Annotated in this window: 17 protein-coding genes; 8 read left to right on the top strand and 9 right to left on the bottom strand. The window is 38.3% G+C overall.

Annotated elements, in window-relative coordinates:
- Positions 1-36: 36 nt before the first annotated feature.
- From AAV97_RS20225 to AAV97_RS20215, 3 genes are all read right to left on the bottom strand, one after another.
- The gene (locus AAV97_RS20225; protein WP_004829245.1) at positions 37-519 is read right to left on the bottom strand and encodes an FKBP-type peptidyl-prolyl cis-trans isomerase; all 483 of its coding nucleotides are present in this window, start codon (positions 517-519) and stop codon (positions 37-39) included.
- A gap of 143 nt (positions 520-662) precedes the next feature.
- Complete coding sequence (locus AAV97_RS20220) at positions 663-1,949, bottom strand: NAD(P)/FAD-dependent oxidoreductase (protein WP_046761558.1); 1,287 nt, start codon at positions 1,947-1,949, stop codon at positions 663-665.
- A gap of 125 nt (positions 1,950-2,074) precedes the next feature.
- On the bottom strand, positions 2,075-3,343 hold the full coding sequence (locus tag AAV97_RS20215; protein WP_046761557.1) for a D-alanyl-D-alanine carboxypeptidase PBP6B: 1,269 nt from the start codon (positions 3,341-3,343) through the stop codon (positions 2,075-2,077).
- Between the two features lie 178 nt (positions 3,344-3,521).
- On the opposite strand from AAV97_RS20215, the gene AAV97_RS20210 reads away from it, so the two are divergent.
- Positions 3,522-5,225, top strand: coding sequence for a M61 family metallopeptidase (locus tag AAV97_RS20210; RefSeq protein ID WP_046761556.1), 1,704 nt, complete (start codon positions 3,522-3,524; stop codon positions 5,223-5,225).
- 79 nt (positions 5,226-5,304) lie between these two features.
- On the opposite strand, the gene uraH is transcribed toward AAV97_RS20210, so the two are convergent.
- Positions 5,305-5,706, bottom strand: a complete 402-nt coding sequence (gene uraH, locus AAV97_RS20205; protein WP_171249401.1) for a hydroxyisourate hydrolase — start codon at positions 5,704-5,706, stop codon at positions 5,305-5,307.
- A gap of 471 nt (positions 5,707-6,177) precedes the next feature.
- Between uraH and AAV97_RS20200 the strand changes: the two genes are divergently transcribed.
- Together AAV97_RS20200 and AAV97_RS20195 are read left to right on the top strand one after the other, a co-directional pair.
- Positions 6,178-6,681: a hypothetical protein gene (locus tag AAV97_RS20200; protein ID WP_009584204.1), complete on the top strand. Its 504-nt coding sequence runs from the start codon at positions 6,178-6,180 to the stop codon at positions 6,679-6,681.
- 229 nt (positions 6,682-6,910) lie between these two features.
- Positions 6,911-7,330: a hypothetical protein gene (locus AAV97_RS20195; protein ID WP_004829233.1), complete on the top strand. Its 420-nt coding sequence runs from the start codon at positions 6,911-6,913 to the stop codon at positions 7,328-7,330.
- 63 nt (positions 7,331-7,393) lie between these two features.
- Here the strand turns inward: AAV97_RS20195 and lipA are convergent, their stop codons facing one another.
- The gene (lipA, locus tag AAV97_RS20190) at positions 7,394-8,407 is read right to left on the bottom strand and encodes a lipoyl synthase (protein WP_004829230.1); all 1,014 of its coding nucleotides are present in this window, start codon (positions 8,405-8,407) and stop codon (positions 7,394-7,396) included.
- Between the two features lie 200 nt (positions 8,408-8,607).
- On the opposite strand from lipA, the gene sthA reads away from it, so the two are divergent.
- Positions 8,608-10,023 (top strand): Si-specific NAD(P)(+) transhydrogenase, encoded by a 1,416-nt coding sequence (sthA, locus tag AAV97_RS20185; RefSeq protein WP_004829228.1) that lies wholly within the window; start codon positions 8,608-8,610, stop codon positions 10,021-10,023.
- 106 nt (positions 10,024-10,129) lie between these two features.
- On the opposite strand, the gene mgtA is transcribed toward sthA, so the two are convergent.
- Both mgtA and AAV97_RS20175 read right to left on the bottom strand, forming a co-directional pair.
- Positions 10,130-12,886: a magnesium-translocating P-type ATPase gene (gene mgtA / locus AAV97_RS20180; protein ID WP_046761555.1), complete on the bottom strand. Its 2,757-nt coding sequence runs from the start codon at positions 12,884-12,886 to the stop codon at positions 10,130-10,132.
- A 106-nt stretch (positions 12,887-12,992) separates the two neighbouring features.
- The gene (locus tag AAV97_RS20175) at positions 12,993-13,688 is read right to left on the bottom strand and encodes a hypothetical protein (protein WP_042087654.1); all 696 of its coding nucleotides are present in this window, start codon (positions 13,686-13,688) and stop codon (positions 12,993-12,995) included.
- 569 nt (positions 13,689-14,257) lie between these two features.
- Between AAV97_RS20175 and AAV97_RS20170 the strand changes: the two genes are divergently transcribed.
- From AAV97_RS20170 to AAV97_RS20155, 4 genes are all read left to right on the top strand, one after another.
- Complete coding sequence (locus AAV97_RS20170) at positions 14,258-15,325, top strand: 4-phosphoerythronate dehydrogenase (protein ID WP_046761554.1); 1,068 nt, start codon at positions 14,258-14,260, stop codon at positions 15,323-15,325.
- Positions 15,322-16,296 (top strand): EF-P lysine aminoacylase EpmA, encoded by a 975-nt coding sequence (gene epmA, locus AAV97_RS20165; RefSeq protein ID WP_046761553.1) that lies wholly within the window; start codon positions 15,322-15,324, stop codon positions 16,294-16,296. Before AAV97_RS20170 ends, epmA begins: the two co-directional genes overlap by 4 nt.
- An 83-nt stretch (positions 16,297-16,379) precedes the next feature.
- Positions 16,380-16,853, top strand: a complete 474-nt coding sequence (locus AAV97_RS20160) for a hypothetical protein (protein ID WP_005032747.1) — start codon at positions 16,380-16,382, stop codon at positions 16,851-16,853.
- A 30-nt stretch (positions 16,854-16,883) separates the two neighbouring features.
- The gene (locus AAV97_RS20155) at positions 16,884-17,225 is read left to right on the top strand and encodes a hypothetical protein (protein WP_005032744.1); all 342 of its coding nucleotides are present in this window, start codon (positions 16,884-16,886) and stop codon (positions 17,223-17,225) included.
- A gap of 47 nt (positions 17,226-17,272) precedes the next feature.
- Here AAV97_RS20155 and AAV97_RS20150 read toward each other — a convergent pair whose 3' ends face one another.
- Together AAV97_RS20150 and AAV97_RS20145 are read right to left on the bottom strand one after the other, a co-directional pair.
- Positions 17,273-18,511, bottom strand: a complete 1,239-nt coding sequence (locus AAV97_RS20150; RefSeq protein WP_004829214.1) for a multifunctional CCA addition/repair protein — start codon at positions 18,509-18,511, stop codon at positions 17,273-17,275.
- A gap of 108 nt (positions 18,512-18,619) precedes the next feature.
- Positions 18,620-20,890, bottom strand: coding sequence for an NADP-dependent malic enzyme (locus AAV97_RS20145; protein ID WP_009584199.1), 2,271 nt, complete (start codon positions 20,888-20,890; stop codon positions 18,620-18,622).
- Between the last annotated feature and the right edge of the window lie 43 nt (positions 20,891-20,933).

The following is a 20,933-nucleotide window of genomic DNA, read 5'->3' as shown; positions in this document are numbered from 1 at the left end:
AAAAACTTTGCCTTTTCAGATCAGATGAAACAGATCTTAGTGGTGATGACCACCTGCGCCATGTACATGACCGTGTTCTAATTCTTCTGGAGAAGCGTCACGTACTTCTACGATTTCTACTTCAAAAGTAAGATCTTGACCAGCCAATGGGAAGTTAGCATCAACGATTACGTTTTCGCCTTCAACTGCTTTAACTGTAACGATTTGAACGCCATCATCAGTTTGAGCTTGGAACTGCATACCCGCTTCAATGTTTTCAACGCCTTGGAACATTTGAGCAGGAACTTCTTGAACAAGGTCAGGATTGTATTCACCATAACCTTCAGCAGCAGGGATAGTCACTGTAAATTTGTCACCTACAGTTTTACCTTCTAAAGCTTTTTCTAAACCAGGAATGATGTTACCTGCGCCATGTAAATATGCAAGTGGTTCACCTTGAGATTTATCAAGAGTTTCACCCTCAGCGTTAGTTAACGTATAGTGGAAAGAAACCACGTTGTTATTTGCAATAGCAGTCATGTTATTGATCCATTCGGTAATCGATAATTTTAAGGCTACATCATAAAGTGAAAAGCAATTTTTGTAGACTAAATTTAATAAAAAATTGCATTTTCAGCTGTATTTTGACCATTTTTTCATAGATTGGGACTAAAAATTAGATTTCAATGCAATTTAATTTTAGGTGCAATTTTTCGTGTAACAAAATCTTTGGCTGTTAATAGACCTGCATGTGCATAACCATAAATGGTAGCTTGATGGATACGGTATAAAGAGACATACATTGATTTTGCAACAAAGCCTTGCACATTGACTTGACCCAACAATTCACCCACAGCTTTATTTTCGCTTAGAGAGACCAGTGAACCTTTGTCTGCAAATTGGAACATCGGCTGTTGGTGTCCTTTGATACGTGCATGCATGGCATCTACCAGAAAAGCGGCTTGTTGACTTGCTACTTGTGCACGTGGACCAAGCGGGGCTTCACGTGCATCTAAGATACAGTGTGCGCAATCTCCAAAAGCAAAGATATTTGGATCTGCTTGGGTTTGTAAGGTTGCATATACTTTCAAACGACCCATGCGGTCTTTTTCAAAACCTTCTAGGTTTGCAATTACTTTAGGTGTTTTGATACCCGCCGCCCAGACTTTTAATTGTGCTTCTACAGATGTACCATCATTGAAATAAACCGCTTCAGCATCGACTTTTTCAACACGCTTTCCAGTTAAGACATCAATTTTCATGCGTGTTAATTGCTGAGTTGCATGTTCAGCCATTTTTTCAGACAGTGCAGGCAAGATACGGTCAGCACCTTCAACCAAGGTGATTTTGACATTGTTAGGATTGATTTTATTCAAGCCGTATTTATAAAAGTTTTGTTTGGCTTGAACCAGCTCAGCGGAAAGTTCAACACCTGTTGCACCCGCACCAATGACAGCAATATGCAGTTCACGATCAATATTTTTATTTTGTGCGTCTAAGTACAAGTGGAGCAAGTCTTGTTGGAAAATTTCCGCTTGTTGTCGGCTATCCAAATAGTGACAAAACTCTTTAACGCCAGGTGTATTAAAATCATTGGAAACAGAACCAACAGCAAGAATCAAAGTGTCATAACTGAGCACTATTTTTTCTTGGTTGGATTCATACTTACTGATTTGCGTCTTACTTAGCTCAATGGTTTTATGCTCACGATCGAGCTGTTCAAACCGCCCTAAAACAAACTCATAATGATGTTTAGCAGCATGTGCATAGTAGTTGGTTTCTTCATCGCTTGGATTCATGGTTCCTGCAGCGATTTCGTGGAGTAGCGGCTTCCAAATATGGGTAAGTTTTTGGTCGACAAGGGTGATTTTGGCTTTCTTACTTTTACCAAGCGTATCACCCAGTTGTGTCACCAGCTCTAAACCACCAGCACCACCACCAACAACCACAATATGATGTAGATTAGACATAAAAAACCTAAATAGTTGTTATAAAAAAGGATGGCTTAAATATGCCATCCTATTTAATTATTTAGGTTTTTTTTGTATTACAGGTTACATAATTACAATAAATCTAAGTGAATTGGTTGGTTTTATTAAATCCCAAAAATTGACTTGATCCACTCCATTAAACGTTCGAACCAAGAGGCTTGTTCAATATGAACCTCATCTTCAATGTCGAAGCTTTGGATAAGTTGATTGTCTTGATAAACATTCACTTTAGCCAAATGCATGATTTTTTCTAAAGGTGCGGTCAATGATGTTTCATTGAGTTGAACATTTAAACGCGTTTGTGTTGTTGTCAAAGGTTCTACAGCTGTTAATAATCCATTGCTATCAGTTTTCATGACACGGCTATTGACTACATCAAAGGTGTTTAGATCAATTGGATTTACATCGTTATAAAGTGAGGTGGTAACCAACTGAGGCTTTCTTGCCTCAACTTTAAACATTTTTAATGTGGATTTGACCACAGGGAGTTCAGCAATTAATTGTTTGTCTTTGATTGCTACTTCGTCTCGTGTATAGGCATAGCCCAAATTTAACAGCTTATGGGCAATTTCAGCACGTTTAACGGCACTTTTAGCACCCATGACCACAACAATTAAACGACGGTCAGGAGACTCAGCAATAGCAGAAGGGCGGTGTGCTGTTAAAGCCAAATTATAACCAGCAGCTTTGGTAAAACCTGTTTTTAAACCATCAACACTTGGGTCTGTTTTTAAAACAAGATTGGTTGCATGATGAAAATGTTGGTTATAACTGAAACTTGGCATGACTGAATAATGCATATATTCAGGAGTTTGTGAGGTTACAGCTTGACCCAAGATCGCCATGTCATGCGCAGAAGAAAAATGATCTGGCATGGTGATCCCTGGTGGATTGGCAAAATGAGTATCTTTCATTCCCAAAGCTTGTGCTTCTAGGTTCATACGCGCAACAAATGCGGGTACGCTACCAGAGATGCGCTCTGCCAAAGTCACTGCTGCATCATTGGCAGACATGACAATCAATCCAGCAAGAAGTTGATCAATCGAGATCTGCTCACCTTGTTTCAGGTACATCTGAGATTCATCCCACTGTACGACTTGAACCACAGGTGTCGCGGTAATAATCTCTTCTTTTTTAAGATGACCTGCTTTTATTTCTTTTAAGGCAATATATGCCACCATCATCTTGGTCATGGATGCAGGTGCACGCTGAACATGACTATTATATTCCGCAATGGTCTGACCTGATTGCGTATCTAATATTGTCCAAGCTTCAGCTTCAACAGATTGCGGGTTAATATTTAAGAGAGCGGCATTAACAAACGTGGAACAAACCAAGCCCGTTATTGCAATAAAAGAAGCAAGAATTTTCAACAGATTTACCTTTAAGCCAATCCAATGGCAAGAGTAGACAAACTGTGCGAATGCTATGCCTTTTTTGCATTCTACGCTAGTAAGAATTGCAGACAATTTCGACTAAAATCGCCCGACTTTGTAAAAAAATGCTAATCTAATTGGTAATTTCTCACTGTCTATTTTCGAATATATATTTATGTTGCATTATCAGATTGAATTTGACGATTATCGTCAACACCTCATCCATGTCACATTGCGCTTTCTTGCGAATCCAACTCAAGTGTTGTCACTGCCGACATGGATTCCAGGAAGTTATTTAATTCGCGAATTTTCAAAGCATATCGAATCGGTTAAAGCTTATGATGAAGCTGGTCGTCAACTTAAAATAAATAAATTTGAAAAAAATAAATGGCGTTTATATAACACAGATCATGAACTGATTACGGTTGAGTACGATGTTTATGCCTATGATCTTTCAGTGCGAGGTGCATATGCTGATCAAAGCCGTTTGTATGTGAATCCAGCTTGTGTATGTTTAGGGCTTCAAGATCAACAAGATTCTGCGATTGAAGTTGAAGTGTTTTTACCCGAGGAGTTAAAGCATTTTCAACTTGCGACGGGTTTAGTATCGAAGAGTTTGGTGAAAGGTCGTTTTACCTTAAAAGCCGATCATTATGCTCAACTGATCGATGCACCATTTGAGTTGGCAGAACAAACAAGATTTAGCTTCGAGGCGAATGGAATTCCACATGAGTTTGTGGTTTCTGGTCAACATGCAATGAATGCTGAGCGTATGAAGCAAGATCTTGAAAAAATCTGTAGTACAGAAATTAGCATGTTTGGTTCAGCACCTTTCGAAGACTATACGTTCATGACAATGGCAACGGGCAATAGCTATGGCGGGTTAGAACACCCAAATAGCACGAGTCTGATTACTCCACGTAGTGACTTGCCAAAGTTGAACGAGCCTGAGGAACCATCGACAGATTATCAACGATTCTTGGGGCTTTGCAGTCATGAGTATTTTCACTCATGGTTAGTTAAATTTATTCGACCAGAAAACTTTGCCAATTATGATTTAGATCAGGAAGGTTACACTTCATTGTTGTGGATTTTCGAAGGTTTCACTTCATATTATGATGATTTGATTTTGTACCGCAGCGGTGTGATTTCTCAAGCGTCATATTTGAGTTTGCTGAAAGGACAAATTGATCGTTATTTGCAAAATCCGGGACGTTTTATTCAGTCTGTTTCTGAATCAAGTTTTGATGCTTGGATTAAATTTTATCGTCAAGATGAAAACTCAAACAATGCTGGAACCAGTTACTATAACAAAGGCTGTTTAGTAGCACTAAGTTTGGATTTGGGATTACGTTTACGTGGCTCTAGTCTAGATGCTTTGATGCGCCGTTTGTATGAAAATACTCAAAAAGGTATTCAAGTCAATGAGCGCACAATTGTTGAATTATGTAATGAATTGACAGGCAGCAATTGGATTGAACAAATTAATCATTTGATCAATACCACTGATGAATTGCCACTGGATCAATTGTTCCCTGAATTTGGTTTGAGTTATCGTTTAAAAAATGAAAAGGCATTGCCATTTGGACTGAAATTGGTGGATAAACCTGAAGGGGTGCTTATTCAACAGGCGAGACGTGAAGGTACCGGTGCGATTGCAGGACTTTCAGCCAATGATGTGATAGTTGCGATTGATGGGTTAAAAGCCTCAGAAAAACTTTTATCCCAATATTCCAAACAACAAGATAGATTTACCGTGTATGCCTTCCGCCGAGATGAATTTATGCAGTTCGAGCTTCAAGGTGGGGAAATTGATTTAACTACCGTTGAATTGACTGTTTTAGATCAAGACAAAGCAGAAAAATGGCTCAAGGTTTAAATTGGCTTGAACTGAAAACCGATGTTTGATACATCGGTTTTTTTAGGGCGGAATTTAAACTAGGGTTGATTATTTAAGTTTAATTACCACGATAAGTCGAATAACCATATGGGCTGATGAGTAACGGAATATGATAATGCTCAAGCGTACCATCGATTACAAAAACCACAGGGACTTCAGGAAAAAAGCTTCGTTGGTTCTTTTGTTTAAACCATTCACCTGTTTCAAAAGTAACTTTATAGACACCTTTGTCGAGCACTTTATTTTCAGGGTATAAGGCTAAAATTCTTCCATTACTGTCAGTAGTGCCTTCATTAATTTTTATCCATTTATCTTTTTGCTGCGCTTCAAGAATGACTTTAACATTGCTTGATGGTAGACCACTTTCAAGATTTAGAACATGCACACTCAATGGATTTTGAGCAAAACAAAGCCCAGAAAAAAAAGTGGCGAACATTAATAAGGTGAGTTTTTTCATCATCATGTTTAGCTTAGATTAAAATCTCTATGTTAAAGTCAATGTACAATTGTGCCGCTAAAAAAATGTAAGATTATATTAACTGTTCAAATTTATTTTACTTACTTTCTTTTATATCATTTATTAAACAATGATTTAGTTGAAGTTTTTTCATTTATTTAAAACTGTTCTTTTATTCATTTGATTTGCTGATTCAAGGCAAAGTACGATATTTTCTCAATACAAAGCAAATTTTCTCCTGTGTCTAATCATTACTTGGCATCATTTAGATTTGATTTTGTATAGTAAAAAGAATGAGCAATTCGCTTTTTTGAATTTTCGATGATATATTTAAATTTTATTGTTTAGTTTTATAAAAATAATATATTAATTAAATTTTACAGTAAATTTTTAAATTTATATTGCGGCAACGAGTTGGAAAAATAAAAAGTTGTTTGCAATATTTGATTAAATCAGAAAACAAGGAAATACAAAATGGGACAATTTCAAATGTATATTTTACGTATCGTGCTGTGTTGTAGCCTTTTATTCACAGCATCAGTTACACGAGCAGATAATACCGGAAAACTACAGTTTTTATATACAGCATATTTGGATGTACCAGCACTCATTTCAAATGTGCTCGAGTCTTGTGAGCAATTCGATCCCTCGACCAGAAAAGAGTTGCAGAATATGTATGATGAATGGAATCAAAAACATGGGCGCTATCAAAATGAGTTACAACAACTTTTATTTAAATTTCTCAGTCAGCAGATGGGAACGGAAAAAGCGCAGGAGTTGGTGACTTATCTCAAAGTACAAGTTCAAAAAGAGCTAGGAAGTTTGCATTTTCCTCAGAATCATACATGGAAAGACAATTGGTACTGTACTCAAGGATTACCTGATGACTTAAGAGGTAAAGGTTTAATGCTGGATTATGCAGACTACGTAAAAGAGCTTAAGCAAAATTTGGATCAACTTAAACAGGAAGTAGAATAAGTTATTTTATTGATTTCAAATTTTAACTGATTTTGTCTTGGTGGCAATTCAGTCTTATTCATAAACATGTAAGCACAATTCAAATAAAAACAAATAAGTATTTTTGCTTACTTTTGATTAATAAATGACAACATATTTGTCATTCAACCCCTAAACGACATATTTTAAGATCGATAAATAATAAATTTAATTTTTAAATTTAAAATGAATAATTCAAAGGGTTGTATCAATGAAAAAACTTTTCCTAAATACCATCATCATTTCATGTGGTTTAACGGCTGCGCAACTTGGATTTGCAGCAAATTGCACAGGTGCAATCAACAATAATGCGGTGTCGAATTTAACAGTACCCGCAGGTGCAACTTGTACCTTAAATAGTAGTTCTGTCGATGGTAATGTTAATGTACAAAATGGAGCCAGTTTGATTCTCAACAATTCTTCGGTGAGTGGTAGTGTCCAAGCCAATTCCGCCAAAGTATTGAAGTTAGTCAACTCTTCAGTAGAGGGGGATGTGGCTGCATCTCAAGTCTCAACGACATTGAGCTTAAATAAGTCGATGGTTTCGGGAAATTTACATTGTTCAACATTAACAAAATTACAAAGCAATATGAGCAGTATCGAAGGTAAAACAATTGGAAAGTGCCGTTAACAACTGCTGATACTAAAAAAGCACGCTTTAGAGCGTGCTTTTTGGTATATGCTTGAATCAGTTTTAAGCTTCGATCGCTTGGACTGCAATTTTCTTAGCAGGATCTACTTTACGACGAACTTGTGGAACAGGCTCTCCATAATATTGACGATCAGCAAAATAACTTGAGCGAACCATCGGTGCTGCCCAAATATTTCTAAAACCTAGTTTTTGTCCATGCGCAGTATAACGTTCAAACTCTTCTGGCGTTACAAAACGATCAATAGGAGCATGTTCTTTTGATGGCTGTAAATATTGTCCAATAGTGACATAGTCAACACCATGAGCATGCAAGTCATCTAACAATGCAATCACTTCGTCTTCAGTTTCACCAATACCAACCATTAGACCACATTTGGTAGGGACATCAGGACAGTATTCTTTAAACATTTTCAATAGATTTAAAGAGTGCTGATAATCTGAACCTGGACGCATCGCCTTATATAAACGAGGTACTGTTTCAATGTTGTGGTTAAACACGTCAGGCGGACATTCAGTCATGATACGCAATGCAATGTCCATACGACCACGGAAGTCAGGCACTAAAATTTCCAGTAAAGTTTTTGGACTAAGCGCACGAGCTTCTTTAATACAGTCTACAAAATGCTGAGCTCCACCATCCAATAGATCATCACGGTCTACTGAAGTGATCACAGCATATTTCAAACCTAAGTTTGCAATCGTTTCAGCCATGTGACGTGGTTCATCTGGGTCAAGCGCATTTGGTCGACCATGTGCAACATCACAGAAAGGGCAACGACGGGTACAGATATCACCCATAATCATAAAGGTTGCAGTACCACCACCAAAACACTCAGGAAGGTTTGGACAAGCAGCTTCTTCACAGACCGTATGTAATTTTTGCGCACGTAATGTGGTTTTGATACGTTGAACTTCATCAGGCGCAGCCATTTTCACACGAATCCAATCCGGCTTTCGTGGTGCTTCAACCGTGGGAATAACTTTTACAGGTATACGAGCAACTTTTTCCGCGCCACGTAATTTGACACCCTGTTCTGGTTTACGGTTCTCTGACATATTCAACTTTTCCACTGTTTTCTACGGGGGAGATAAACCATTATAGCGGAAATGCAAAACGATAGGGCAAAAACACTATTCATATACTAAATGTCGTTATCACAGAATATATGCATGTGAAATACAGAAAATTGTTTCGGTTTAGTTCATAATATCGCATGAGAAAAGATATAGACTGAATTTACTATAAGGAGCTTTGAATGCCACGTAAGAAAGAAGTCGTTAGTGGGAATTTTGTGAAATACGATGCAGTCGTACTTGGCTCTGGTCCTGCTGGTGAAGGCGCGGCAATGAAGCTTGCTAAATCGGGTAAGCGTGTTGCAATTGTAGATATTCGTGAGCAACTGGGTGGTAACTGCACGCATGTCGGTACTATTCCAAGTAAAGCTTTGCGTCAAACAGTTTCAAGTATTATCCGTTACCAACGTGATCCAATGTTTAAAAAAGTGGGGGATTGGAAACAATTCACCATGAAACAAGTATTGCGTAATGCACATAAAGTGATTCAACAGCAAGTTGATACACATTCACGTTTTTATGACCGTAATAATATTGATGTTTTTCATGGTCGTGCATATATCCAAGATAAAAATACCGTCATTATTTTTAGTGAAGATGGCATCAAAGAAACTTTGGGCTTCAAACAACTCGTTGTTGCGACTGGTAGCCGACCGTATCATCCACAAGGTTTAGACTTTAATCACCCACGTGTATTTGATTCGGATAAAATTTTAGATCTCGATTTCACTATTCATAAGATTATTATCTATGGTGCAGGTGTTATCGGCTGTGAATATGCGTCTATTTTCATTGGCTTGGACCATAAAGTTGATTTGATTAATACTCAACATCAACTCTTAAGCTATTTAGATGACGAAATTGCAGATGCATTGTCATATCACTTACGTGAACAAGGGGTGTTGATTCGCCATAATGAACAAATTGATCATTTAGAGACTTTTGATGATCATGTTGTGCTTTATTTACAAAGTGGTAAGAAGATTAAAGCAGATGCCATTCTTTGGTGTAATGGTCGTTCAGGAAATACGGATGGCATGGGACTTGAAAATGTCGGTCTTACGCCAAACAGTCGCGGTCAACTTGCAGTCAACGATCAATATCAAACAGAAGTTGAAAATGTGTATGCTGCGGGTGATGTGGTAGGTTGGCCATCGCTTGCTTCGGCTGCATATGACCAAGGTCGTTGCGCAGGATCGAACATGGCTGGTGAAAAAGATGTCAAGCCTGTAAAAGATATCCCAACAGGAATCTACACGATTCCAGAAATTTCTTTCTTTGGTAAAACTGAAAGTCAGTTGACTGAGGAAAAAATTCCATATGAAGTGGGTCAAGCATCTTTCCGTCATTTGGCTCGTGCGCAAATTACGGGTGACACAGTGGGTGAACTTAAAATTTTATTCCATCGTGATACCTTGGAATTGTTAGGTGTCCATTGTTTCGGTAACAATGCCGCTGAAATTATTCATATTGGGCAAGCTGTGATGCAAAGCGGTAACAACACCATTAAGTATTTTGTTGAAACCACCTTCAACTATCCGACCATGGCGGAAGCTTATCGTGTTGCGACCTTGAATGGTATGAACCGATTATTTTAGTCAAAGCGGTTCATGTAAGTAAGTACTAGTACGACCATTGAATAAAAAAACGAAAGCCTTTCTCTTGAATAAGGGAAAGGCTTGTTAGTTTCAATGACGCTGGTTTTTATTGCCAACCATAACGGCGGATGTACATTGTTTTAACCCACTGTGTCAGACACATATAGGCAATTAAAATAAATGGTAAGTAGAAGAAATAACTCAGCGGTAATGCTTCCAGTTTTAAATAACTCGCCAATGGTCCCATAGGTAAGAATATACCAATACACATAATGATTGCGGTCATGACCAATAACGGCGTTGCGGCACGGCTTTGAAAGAATGGTACTTTGGCTGTGCGAATCATATGTACGATCAGTGTTTGAGTGAGTAGTCCCACCACGAACCAGCCTGATTGGAATAAGGTTTGTTGTGCTGGCGTATTTGCTGAAAAAACAAACCACATTAAGGCAAAGGTTAAAATATCAAAAATTGAGCTGATTGGTCCAAACACAATCATAAAACGACCAACTTCACCCGGCTGCCAACGTTGTGGTTGAGCAATTAATTCTTCATCCACATGGTCAAATGGAATAGCGATCTGAGAAATATCGTAAAGTAGATTTTGAATCAATAGGTGAATCGGCAACATTGGTAAGAAAGGAATAAAGGCACTGGCAACCAATACTGAAAATACATTACCAAAATTGGAGCTTGCGGTCATTTTGATATACTTCAGCATATTGGCAAAAGTTCTACGACCTTCAATCACGCCGTTTTCCAAGACCATTAAGCTTTTTTCAAGCAGAATTAAATCTGCGGATTCTTTGGCAATATCCACGGCTGTATCAACCGAAATCCCAATATCGGCAGCACGAATTGCTGCCGCATCGTTGATTCCATCACCCAAGAAGCCAACCACATGCCCATTGGCTTTGAGTTGTTCAACAATACGTTCTTTATGAACAGGACTAAGTTTTGCGAAGATATCATAGTGCTCAACGGCTTCTTTCAATTGTTTATCTGACAGTGTTTCAATAATTCCACCAAGTAAGATGCGTTCACATTGAATACCAATTTCACGACATACTTTCTGTGTGACAAATTCATTATCTCCAGTCAGTACTTTGACAGTGACACCATGCGCATGCAGGCTTTTTACAGCAGCCGTGGCTGATTCTTTCGGCGGATCTAAAAAGGCAACATAACCAATTAAAATCAAATCACTTTCATCGGCAACAGAAAAATTTTCTTGGTCAATTGAAAATTCACGATAAGCCACAGCTACGACACGCAAACCATCTTGGTTATAACGTTGAGTCAGTGTTTCGATAGCCGTTTGCTTTTGTACGGTTAAAGCTTCTACTTTGCCATCAATTTCAACATAACGGCAAACTTTGAGCATTTCCTCAACTGCACCTTTGGTGATCATGCGGACTTTGTCTTGAGGGGTTTTGACTACCACTGACATGCGTCGACGATCAAAATCAAAAGGTACTTCATCTATTTTTTTATAACGTAACTTTTGTGTTTTGATCTCTGGGTCAACGGCGTCTAATACAGCAACATCAAGTAGATTTTTCAAACCAGTTTGATAATAACTGTTTAAAAATGCCTGCATTAAAACATAGTGTGAGGTTTGACCATGGATATCGACATGTTGTGATAGAAAGATTTTGTCCTGAGTTAAGGTTCCTGTCTTATCTGTACATAACACATCCATTGCGCCAAAGTTCTGAATGGCGTCCAGACGTTTAACAATGACTTTCTTCTTAGATAAAAATACTGCACCTTTTGCTAAAGTTGAAGTGACAATCATCGGCAACATTTCAGGTGTTAAGCCGACTGCTACTGAAAGTGCGAATAAAAAAGCTTCTGTCCAATCGCCTTTAGTGAATCCATTGATAAATAGCACAACAGGTACCATGACCAGCATAAAGCGAATCAGTAACCAACTGACTTTGTTGACCCCCATTTGAAAAGCGGTTGTACCACGATCTGTTGCCGTTACACGATGAGCCAAAGCACCAAAATAAGTCTGTATTCCTGTGCTCACTACTATTGCATGTGCTGAACCTGAAACCACATTGGTTCCCATAAATACAATATTTTCTAGCTCCAAAGCATTGCTTTGCTCTAGATTTGACTGCACAGAGAATTTTTCTACAGGCATCGATTCGCCTGTCATGGCTGCTTGCGAGACAAATAGATCTTTAGCAGAGAGAATGCGGCAATCAGCAGGAATCATGTCTCCAGCGGAAAGTAGAATAATATCACCAGGAACCAGATATTGAATTGGCATTTCAAATTGGGAATTTTTTTGATGTTTAACATCAATTCCATAGCGTTGTTGCATCAGGACAAGATCATCATAACTCAGCTGATCTCTTAAAACTGTTGCGGTATTAGTCACCATCGCTTTTAAGGCATCGGCGGCTTGGTTGGATTTAGATTCCTGCCAGTAGCGAAGTAAGGTGGAAAGAATCACCATGACACTGATAATACATGTGCCTGTCAAATCATCGGTAAGAAATGCCACCAGCGCTAAAAGACTTAATAAAATATTGAAAGGATTGCGATAGCAATACCAAAGGTGTTGCCACCACATCAATGGCTTTTCATGGGAGACTTCATTTAAGCCGATAACCTTTTGTTGGGCATTTGCTTGTTGTTCGGTTAAGCCTGCTTCTGAACTGTTAAATTTGTGGAGCAGTTGCGCAGAGTCAAGTTTCGCAGCCTTCACTAATCTGGTAGATAATGTTTTGCTGATTTCTTGTGCATAACTGGATTGATGCAATTCTTTAAAAGATTGACTGCGCCCAAAGAAACGCATGAGGTGAAATCTTTTGAGAAAGGTTGTAAATAGCTTGTGCCAGAGTTTCATATCGAAGTCCTCTTTTTTTAGGCGTGCAAAGTCTCTGACCTTATGGTTAAAATAAAGCCGATTTAAAAAATATTTTATAAAATTAAGGGGTTAATTAAGCTTGTAATTAAGGTGTGTAACTTAATCCAAGTCCAAACCATCGCTGTCGGAAAGCATTGAAACGATCACCGAAAGTAGCTTCAAGTGTTATGATATTTGGGATCAGGCGATAGTGCACAGCGGTCTGAAAGAAGGGTGCATCACGATCTTGATTATAGGTTTCTGCACTTAACGCCCAACGATCGTTAAGCGAATAATGCGTTGCAATTCCCCAACGAATTAAACGTGAATGATCAGGCGCATATTGGTAACCCAAGTTGGTATCAAGTTCTAAACGCGGAGTTAAATTAAAACTCATCGGTAGATTGAGAAACCAATCGAGATCAGAAGAATGCTGAGACTGTTCGTCTTGTGACAGCATCAGACTACTTGCAATTCCCCAGAACTGATTCATAGGTTTTAATACAGTTTTTGCTTGAGCTGAAAAACCATGGACATTATCAACATCTTTCGATGCATGATATCCTACTGAAATTTCTAAATTTTCAGAAAAGTTACATGCAGGAGTGACTTGGTATGACCATGTACCTGATGTACTATGTGAATAAGCACTTTCTAATTGGCAGCGGTGTGCTGCAGTAATGGATGCATCGTCAGTATTTAAAAGAGGATCAGCTTTACTCTTTTGAGCAAGCACAATAATCCCACAGAGTAAAAATACACTGATTGCACAATACCATTGAATGGAAGCATGTAAAAACATCGGCTTCTCCCCATTTTTAGGTGAGAAACTAAACGGGTTGTAGTCAACACATTAAATTTTTGCTGATATGTAAAAATTTTATAGGGGGGATTAAAGTATAATTTTTTCAAGGCTATCTCATTGCAAGATAGCCGACCTAATAGGCTATATTGCTCAGTATTCGCTTTGATTTAAAAGATAATTAAACCCGAACCTCGAACAACTTCCCATTTAGGATCTCCATTGAATAAACTCAACGGCATTATAGTGCAAGTGCTTGGATTAACAAGTCCTATTTGATGAATTTTTTATTATAAATTTAAAATTAACAATCAATGCTTTGTAAATAAAGGACTTGGCTGAGTTTTTTTATTTTCTAAGCTTCTTAATAATTATGAGTCGTCAGAATAATTCGATTTAATTATTTAGATAATATTTGTTTCTAACAAGACTTAAAAGTCTAAATAATGATATTGAATATGGCTGTTTGACTTAAGCGGCGTACTTTTTAGAAAATTGATCTATGAACTACATAGTTTTAATAGGTTCAAAGGTTTATCATAGCTACAGCTTAATGTGTGGATAGTGTTATGAAAATTGTTGCAGATGAAAATCTAGCATTTACTGAATATTTCTTTTCAGAATTCGGAGAAATTCATCAAGCAGCAGGGCGCAATCTTAGCCATGACAATGTTAAAGATGCTGATGCTTTATTGATTCGATCGGTCACAAAGGTTAATCAACAGTTAATCGCAAATACTGCATTAAAATTTGTAGGAAGTGCGACGATTGGTACAGATCACTTAGATATTGAAGCTTTAGAAAATCATCAAATTAGATGGTCGAATGCAGCAGGATGTAATGCACAAGCTGTTGCAGAATACGTCATCACCGCTTTATTACATCTTCATCCAGAATTCTTGGACGCAGGAAAACAGTTTACTTTAGGCATTGTGGGTTTAGGTAATGTGGGAACACGTTTAGCTTACATGGCGCAATTATTGGGCTGGAATGTGATCGGTCATGATCCTTTTGTGCAAGATGGTAGCATTCGACAAGTTGAACTTGAAGAATTACTTAAAAATTCCAACGCAGTGACCCTACATGTACCTTTAACACACACAGGGCAACATCCAACACATCATTTAATCAACGCTGAAACATTAGCGATGATGCATCCAGAAACAATCCTCATTAATTCTGCACGTGGTGCAGTAATTGAAGAAGCGGCATTGATTGCAGATATTTTAACAACACGACGTCAAGTGGTGCTCGATGTATTTGAACATGAGCCTGAAATTTCGCAACGCTTACTTGATTTAATTACTCTCGTAACACCCCATATCGCAGGCTATAGTTTAGAGGGCAAGGCGAGAGGGACACAGATGATCTACGAAGCATTTTGCAAACGATTTGATTACTCAGCACACAAAAAATTTGAATCACAATTGCCTGCTTGCGAACAATATTTCTATGGCAATAGTATTAAACAGACACTGAAAAACTATTTGACTGAAATCTATAATATTCAGCGTGATGATGATAATTTGCGCGATTGTCTAAAAGATGGAAAGGTGGATCAAAAAGCGTTTGATTATCTCCGTAAAAGCTATCCTTTACGCCGTGAATGGTCTGCTCATGGAGGTCCAAAAGCATGATGACTAACTTTAAACCGACTTGTGATCTTCGGGCACTGAAAGCACGTGCAAAATTGTATCAGCAAATTCGTCAGTTTTTTGAGCAACGGGATGTTTTGGAAGTTGAAACACCTATCTTGTCGCAAGCAGGTGTCACAGATGTTCATTTGGCTTCCATACAAGCGCAACGCCATCTACAAGGTAAAAAGCTGACGCATTATTTGCAGACTTCTCCTGAATTTGCGATGAAGCGTTTATTGGCAAGTGGCAGTGGGGCAATTTATCAAATTTGCAAAGTATTCCGAGATGATGAGCATGGTCGCAAGCACAACAGTGAATTTACCATGTTGGAATGGTATCGTCCGCACTTTAGTTTAAAAGACTTGATGTTTGAAGTGACAGATCTATTAAATGTTGTTTTGGCTGAACGTTTTGGTGATGTTTGTCCAACAGTCTTGAGTTATAAACACGCATTTATTGATCGTTTAGATTTAAATCCGCTTAAGGCAACTTTGTCAGAACTTAAAGATGCAGCCCACCGAGTCGGGTTAAATCTGGATTTGGGTGATGACCGTTTGGCATATATTGATTTGTTATTTTCACATATGGTTGAACCGAGTTTAGGCTTTGATACACCTGTATTTTTAACTGATTTCCCACCAGAATTGGCATCATTGGCGAAAACTAAAATTGATGAAGATGGTGAGTTAGTTGCTGCACGTTTTGAGCTTTATATCGAGGGACTTGAGCTTGCCAATGCCTATGATGAATTGATAGATGCAGCAGTTTTACGTAGTCGTTTTCAAGCGGATAATGCTGAGCGTGAAAAACTTGGTTTACATGTCATGCCTATCGATGAGTATTTATTGACGGCTTTGCCGAATATGTCAGAATGTGCAGGGATCGCTTTAGGAATCGATCGTCTATTGATGGTGGTCATGAACCAAATGAAGCTGGAAAAGGTGATTACATTTCCTGCGGATGTGTCGTAGTTAATTTTGCATACCTAGTTAGTTTTTAGTTGGGTATGCAATCATATTATTTTAAATAAAATAAATAATTAAAGAGTGACTAAATGAAACCATACTTTATACAAGATGATGATGGAAATTACTTAAATCCAGATTATATATTTAATATTCAAGTTATTAGATTTTGTAATTTAGGCTCATTATTTGCATTTGAGACTGTAAAAAAAGTAAGAACGAGTAGTCCTGATTTACCAAGTTTTAAAAATATTGAAACGTATAATGTTCATAGTTGGATGGAAAGTTTTCATAAAATATTCCCTGATTTTGAAGAAGAATTGAATAGTTATAGTTGTGAAAATTTAAACTTAAAATCTTTTGAAATATCTGATCTAATCAATGTAGAAAAACATACAGCATTGGATAGTGATAAAATTTCACATATAAACTCTATTTATGGAAACAATATTTTAAAGTATTTTGAGATCATCTATATAGATTCTGATCAAGCTACTATCAAAGAATTTGAATCAGAAGAACTAGCACAAGCTTGGATAAATGAGAATTTTACGATTATTTAAATATCAGTAAAATGATTAAAGGAGACGGTCATGAGTTTTTATACAGAATTACATATAACCAATAATAACTTTGAAGAAATTGATATCTCTGAGCATAAGCAAAAAATTCTTGAAATTTTAAAAGAAGATGCTATTCATGAGGATGTGTATCTTGATTTACTGAATGCTTTTAGCGAGGGGAAAGCAGATTTTGCAGTTCATTCACTTTATCTATTTGAATTATTGGTGAAAATTGTACCATTATTACCTCAAGCAAGTTTTGAAAGTCGAGGTTTAGGTGAAGAATTTTTTTACACATGGATACTCTGTGTAGAGGACGGTAAAATTATTTATAGAAATGAGCCATGGAATACACCAAACCCATTTAGCTAACATTTTGAATTTACAAAAACATCTCAAATTTCTGAGAGGTTTTTTGCTTAAACCGTATGATGATGACCTAATTGATCTTTTACGTGCACAATCGCCTCGATGCGTTTTTGAATCAGCATCTCACCAATATCTGCACCTTGAACTTCTGATGGTAAGTCTGAGGCTTTGATGCTACGTACAGTTTTCATCACCTCTAAAAGGAAATGGGCTTGAGGGTATTCACGATCTTCTAAACCCAAACGACCTTTTGCATCACATTCACAGGCTTGAACAAACGCTTCAACACGCTCTGGACGGCGCAATACGTCTAAACGTTGTAGTAAGCGCCATAATGTGCCTGCTTTTAAAGTAAAGGCTTGGTGGCATTTTAAATGCTCTTTACATACAGCAAGAGCAAGTTGTTTGGTTTGAGTTGGTACACGCAAACGATCACACACCGCCGTAACAGGTTGAATACCACGTTCTTCATGCATGATATGCCGTGGCAACTCATCCTTCGGCGTAAGCGCTTTACCCAGATCATGTACCAGTACAGCAAAGCGCACATCTAAAGCATAATTGGCTTTACATGCTTGTTGCAGAGACATCAGGGTATGAATACCACAGTCAATTTCAGGATGATATTCAGGTCGTTGTGGTACACCAAACAGTGCATCAATTTCAGGGAATAAAACTTTTAAAGCACCACATTCACGTAATACTTCAAAATAAACATCAGCATGATCTTCCAATAATGCACGAGAAGTTTCTTTCCAAACTCGTTCTGGTGTTAAAGCTTGTAACTCACCAGACTCAGCCAATAGGCGCATTAAGCTGATGGTTTCATCAGCGATACGGAAACCATATTGGGCATAACGAGCAGCAAAACGTGCTACACGCAACACACGTAAAGGGTCTTCTGCAAAAGCACTAGAAACATGACGTAAAACTTTATGTTCAAGGTCATCTTGTCCGTGATAAGGGTCATAAACTTGACCAGCATCATCCATTGCCATGGCATTGATGGTGAGATCACGGCGAATCAAATCTTCTTCTAAAGTGACATCGGGATCAGTAAAAAACTCAAAGCCATGATACCCATGTCCTGACTTGCGTTCAGTACGTGCGAGCGCATATTCTTCTTTTGTTTCTGGATGTAAAAACACAGGGAAATCTTTTCCCACAGGTTGATAACCTTGGGCAAGAAGTTGTTCTGGTGTAGCACCAACCACAACATAATCTTTTTCGTGATAGGGATGACCGAGTAAATGATCTCTAACGGCACCGCCTACTAAATAAACTTGCATGAAAAAACCTCTATTCTTGATGCCATCATGCAACAGAATAGAGGTTTTCTCAAGTACAGAACTTGAGTTGCTTGACTAAAGTTCTGCAGTATTTACAACTAAGCTGGGTTAGCCTTGAGCTTGTTGAATTTCAGCAACAGTTAAAGCAGTCATATTCACCAAACGACGTGTTGTTGCAGTTGGTGTTAAGATATGAACTGGCTTCGCAGCACCAAGCAAAATAGGACCAATCGTTACATTATTGCCTGATGTAGATTTTAACAAGTTGAATGAAATGTTTGCCGCATCAAGATTTGGCATGATCAACAAGTTTGCAGAACCTTTGAAGCGAGAATTTGGGAATGCAAAATGACGAATATTTTCGTCTAATGCCGCATCTGCGTGCATTTCGCCTTCCACTTCCAACTCTGGTGCAATCTCAGTCAAGATTTCAAACACTTTACGCATTTTCTGTGCGCTTGGATCGTTTTGGTCTGAACCAAAGCTTGAATGCGACAATAAAGCAACACGTGGCGTCATACCGAAACGACGAACTTCTTCAGCAGCTAAAATTGTCATTTCAGCAAGCTGTTCAGCCGTTGGGTTGGTGTTTACATAAGTATCGGCAATGAAAATATTGCGATCTTCAAGCATCAATGCGTTTAGAGTAAAGAATGTGCTACGACCATCTTTCAGACCAATCACATTTTTAACAAAGTCTAAATGAATGTCATAACTTGCATAAGTACCACATAACATACCGTCTGCTAAACCATGTCGAACCAACATTGCAGCGATCAGCGTAGAACGACGACGTGACTCACGTTGAGCATACTCAGGCGTTACGCCTTTGCGTTGCATCAAGTTGTAATAGTCATCTGCAAACTTATCGTAATCAGGGTTTTTCTCTTGATCAACGATCGTGATGTTTACACCATGTTCTAGACGTAAGCCCAATTTCTTAATGTTGGTTTCGATGACAGAAGTACGACCCACAAGAATAGGTTGTGCTAAACCTTCATCAACTGCAATTTGTACTGCACGTAATACACGAAGATCTTCACCTTCAGCATAAGCAATACGTTTAGGTGCAGTTTTTGCTTGCGCAAAAATAGGTTTCATCATCAATGCTGAGTTATAGACAAACTCAGATAAACGTTGACGATAAGCAGAGAAGTCAGCAATTGGGCGACTCGCTACACCTGAGTCCATCGCAGCTTGAGCGACAGCAGGTGCAATTTCTAAAATCAGACGTTGATCAAGTGGACGTGGAATTAAATAATCACGACCAAACGATGCAGATTTTTCACCATAAGATGCAGCATCTGCTTCAACATGTGCCATACGTGCAATTGCATGCACACAAGCAATTTTCATCTCTTCATTAATTGTTGTTGCACCCACGTCAAGCGCACCACGGAAGATATAAGGGAAGCACAGCGCATTGTTGACTTGGTTTGGATAGTCTGAACGACCTGTCGCCATAATCACATCTGGACGTACTTCATGTGCATGTTCAGGCAAAATTTCAGGATCTGGGTTGGCTAAGGCAAAGATGATAGGATCTGCTGCCATCACTTTAACCATTTCTTTGGTCAAGATACCTGCTGCTGAAAGACCTAAGAACATATCCGCATCTGCAATCACATCTGCGATTTGAGAGCCTTCAATATCTTGTACATAACGCTTTTTCGACTCATCTAAGCCTTCACGTTTTGTGGTTAATAGACCACGTGAGTCTGCCACAATGATGTTTTCTTTTTTCGCACCAATCGCGCAAAGTAAATCTAAACATGAAAGTGCCGCAGCACCAGCGCCAGAAGCGACAATTTTGATTTCATCAATTTTCTTACCGTTTAATTGTAAGGCATTGAGAAGTGCTGAACCAACAATGATAGAGGTACCGTGTTGATCATCATGGAACACAGGAATTTTCATGCGTTCACGAAGTTTTTGTTCAATATAGAAACATTCTGGTGCTTTAATGTCTTCGAGGTTGATTCCACCAAAAGTAGGTTCTAATGCTGCTACGATATCAACAATTTTATCAGGATCATTTTCAGCAATTTCGATATCGAAAACATCGACACCCGCGAATTTTTTAAATAATACGCCTTTACCTTCCATTACTGGCTTAGATGCCAATGGACCAATGTTACCCAGTCCTAAAACGGCTGTACCATTACTGACCACTGCGACCAAGTTACCACGCGCAGTATAAAGCGCAGCTTTAGAAGGGTCTTTTTCAATTTCTAAACAAGGTGCTGCGACGCCAGGAGAGTAGGCAAGTGCTAGATCATGTTGATTGACCAATTGCTTGCTTGGTGTAACGCTGATTTTTCCTGGTGTTGGAAATTCGTGATAGTAAAGGGCTTGCTGTTTTAAAGATTGATCATCCATCTGAATCTCGATTATTACATGTTCCAGCGAGGCTGGTGGTTTG

Origin of the sequence: Acinetobacter sp. Ag2 (assembly GCF_001005515.1) — a bacterium.
In the GTDB taxonomy this organism is placed as follows: Bacteria; Pseudomonadota; Gammaproteobacteria; order Pseudomonadales; family Moraxellaceae; genus Acinetobacter; species Acinetobacter bereziniae.
Note: the sequence above shows the minus strand (reverse complement) of the source record. Positions and strands in the feature narration are given on the sequence as shown.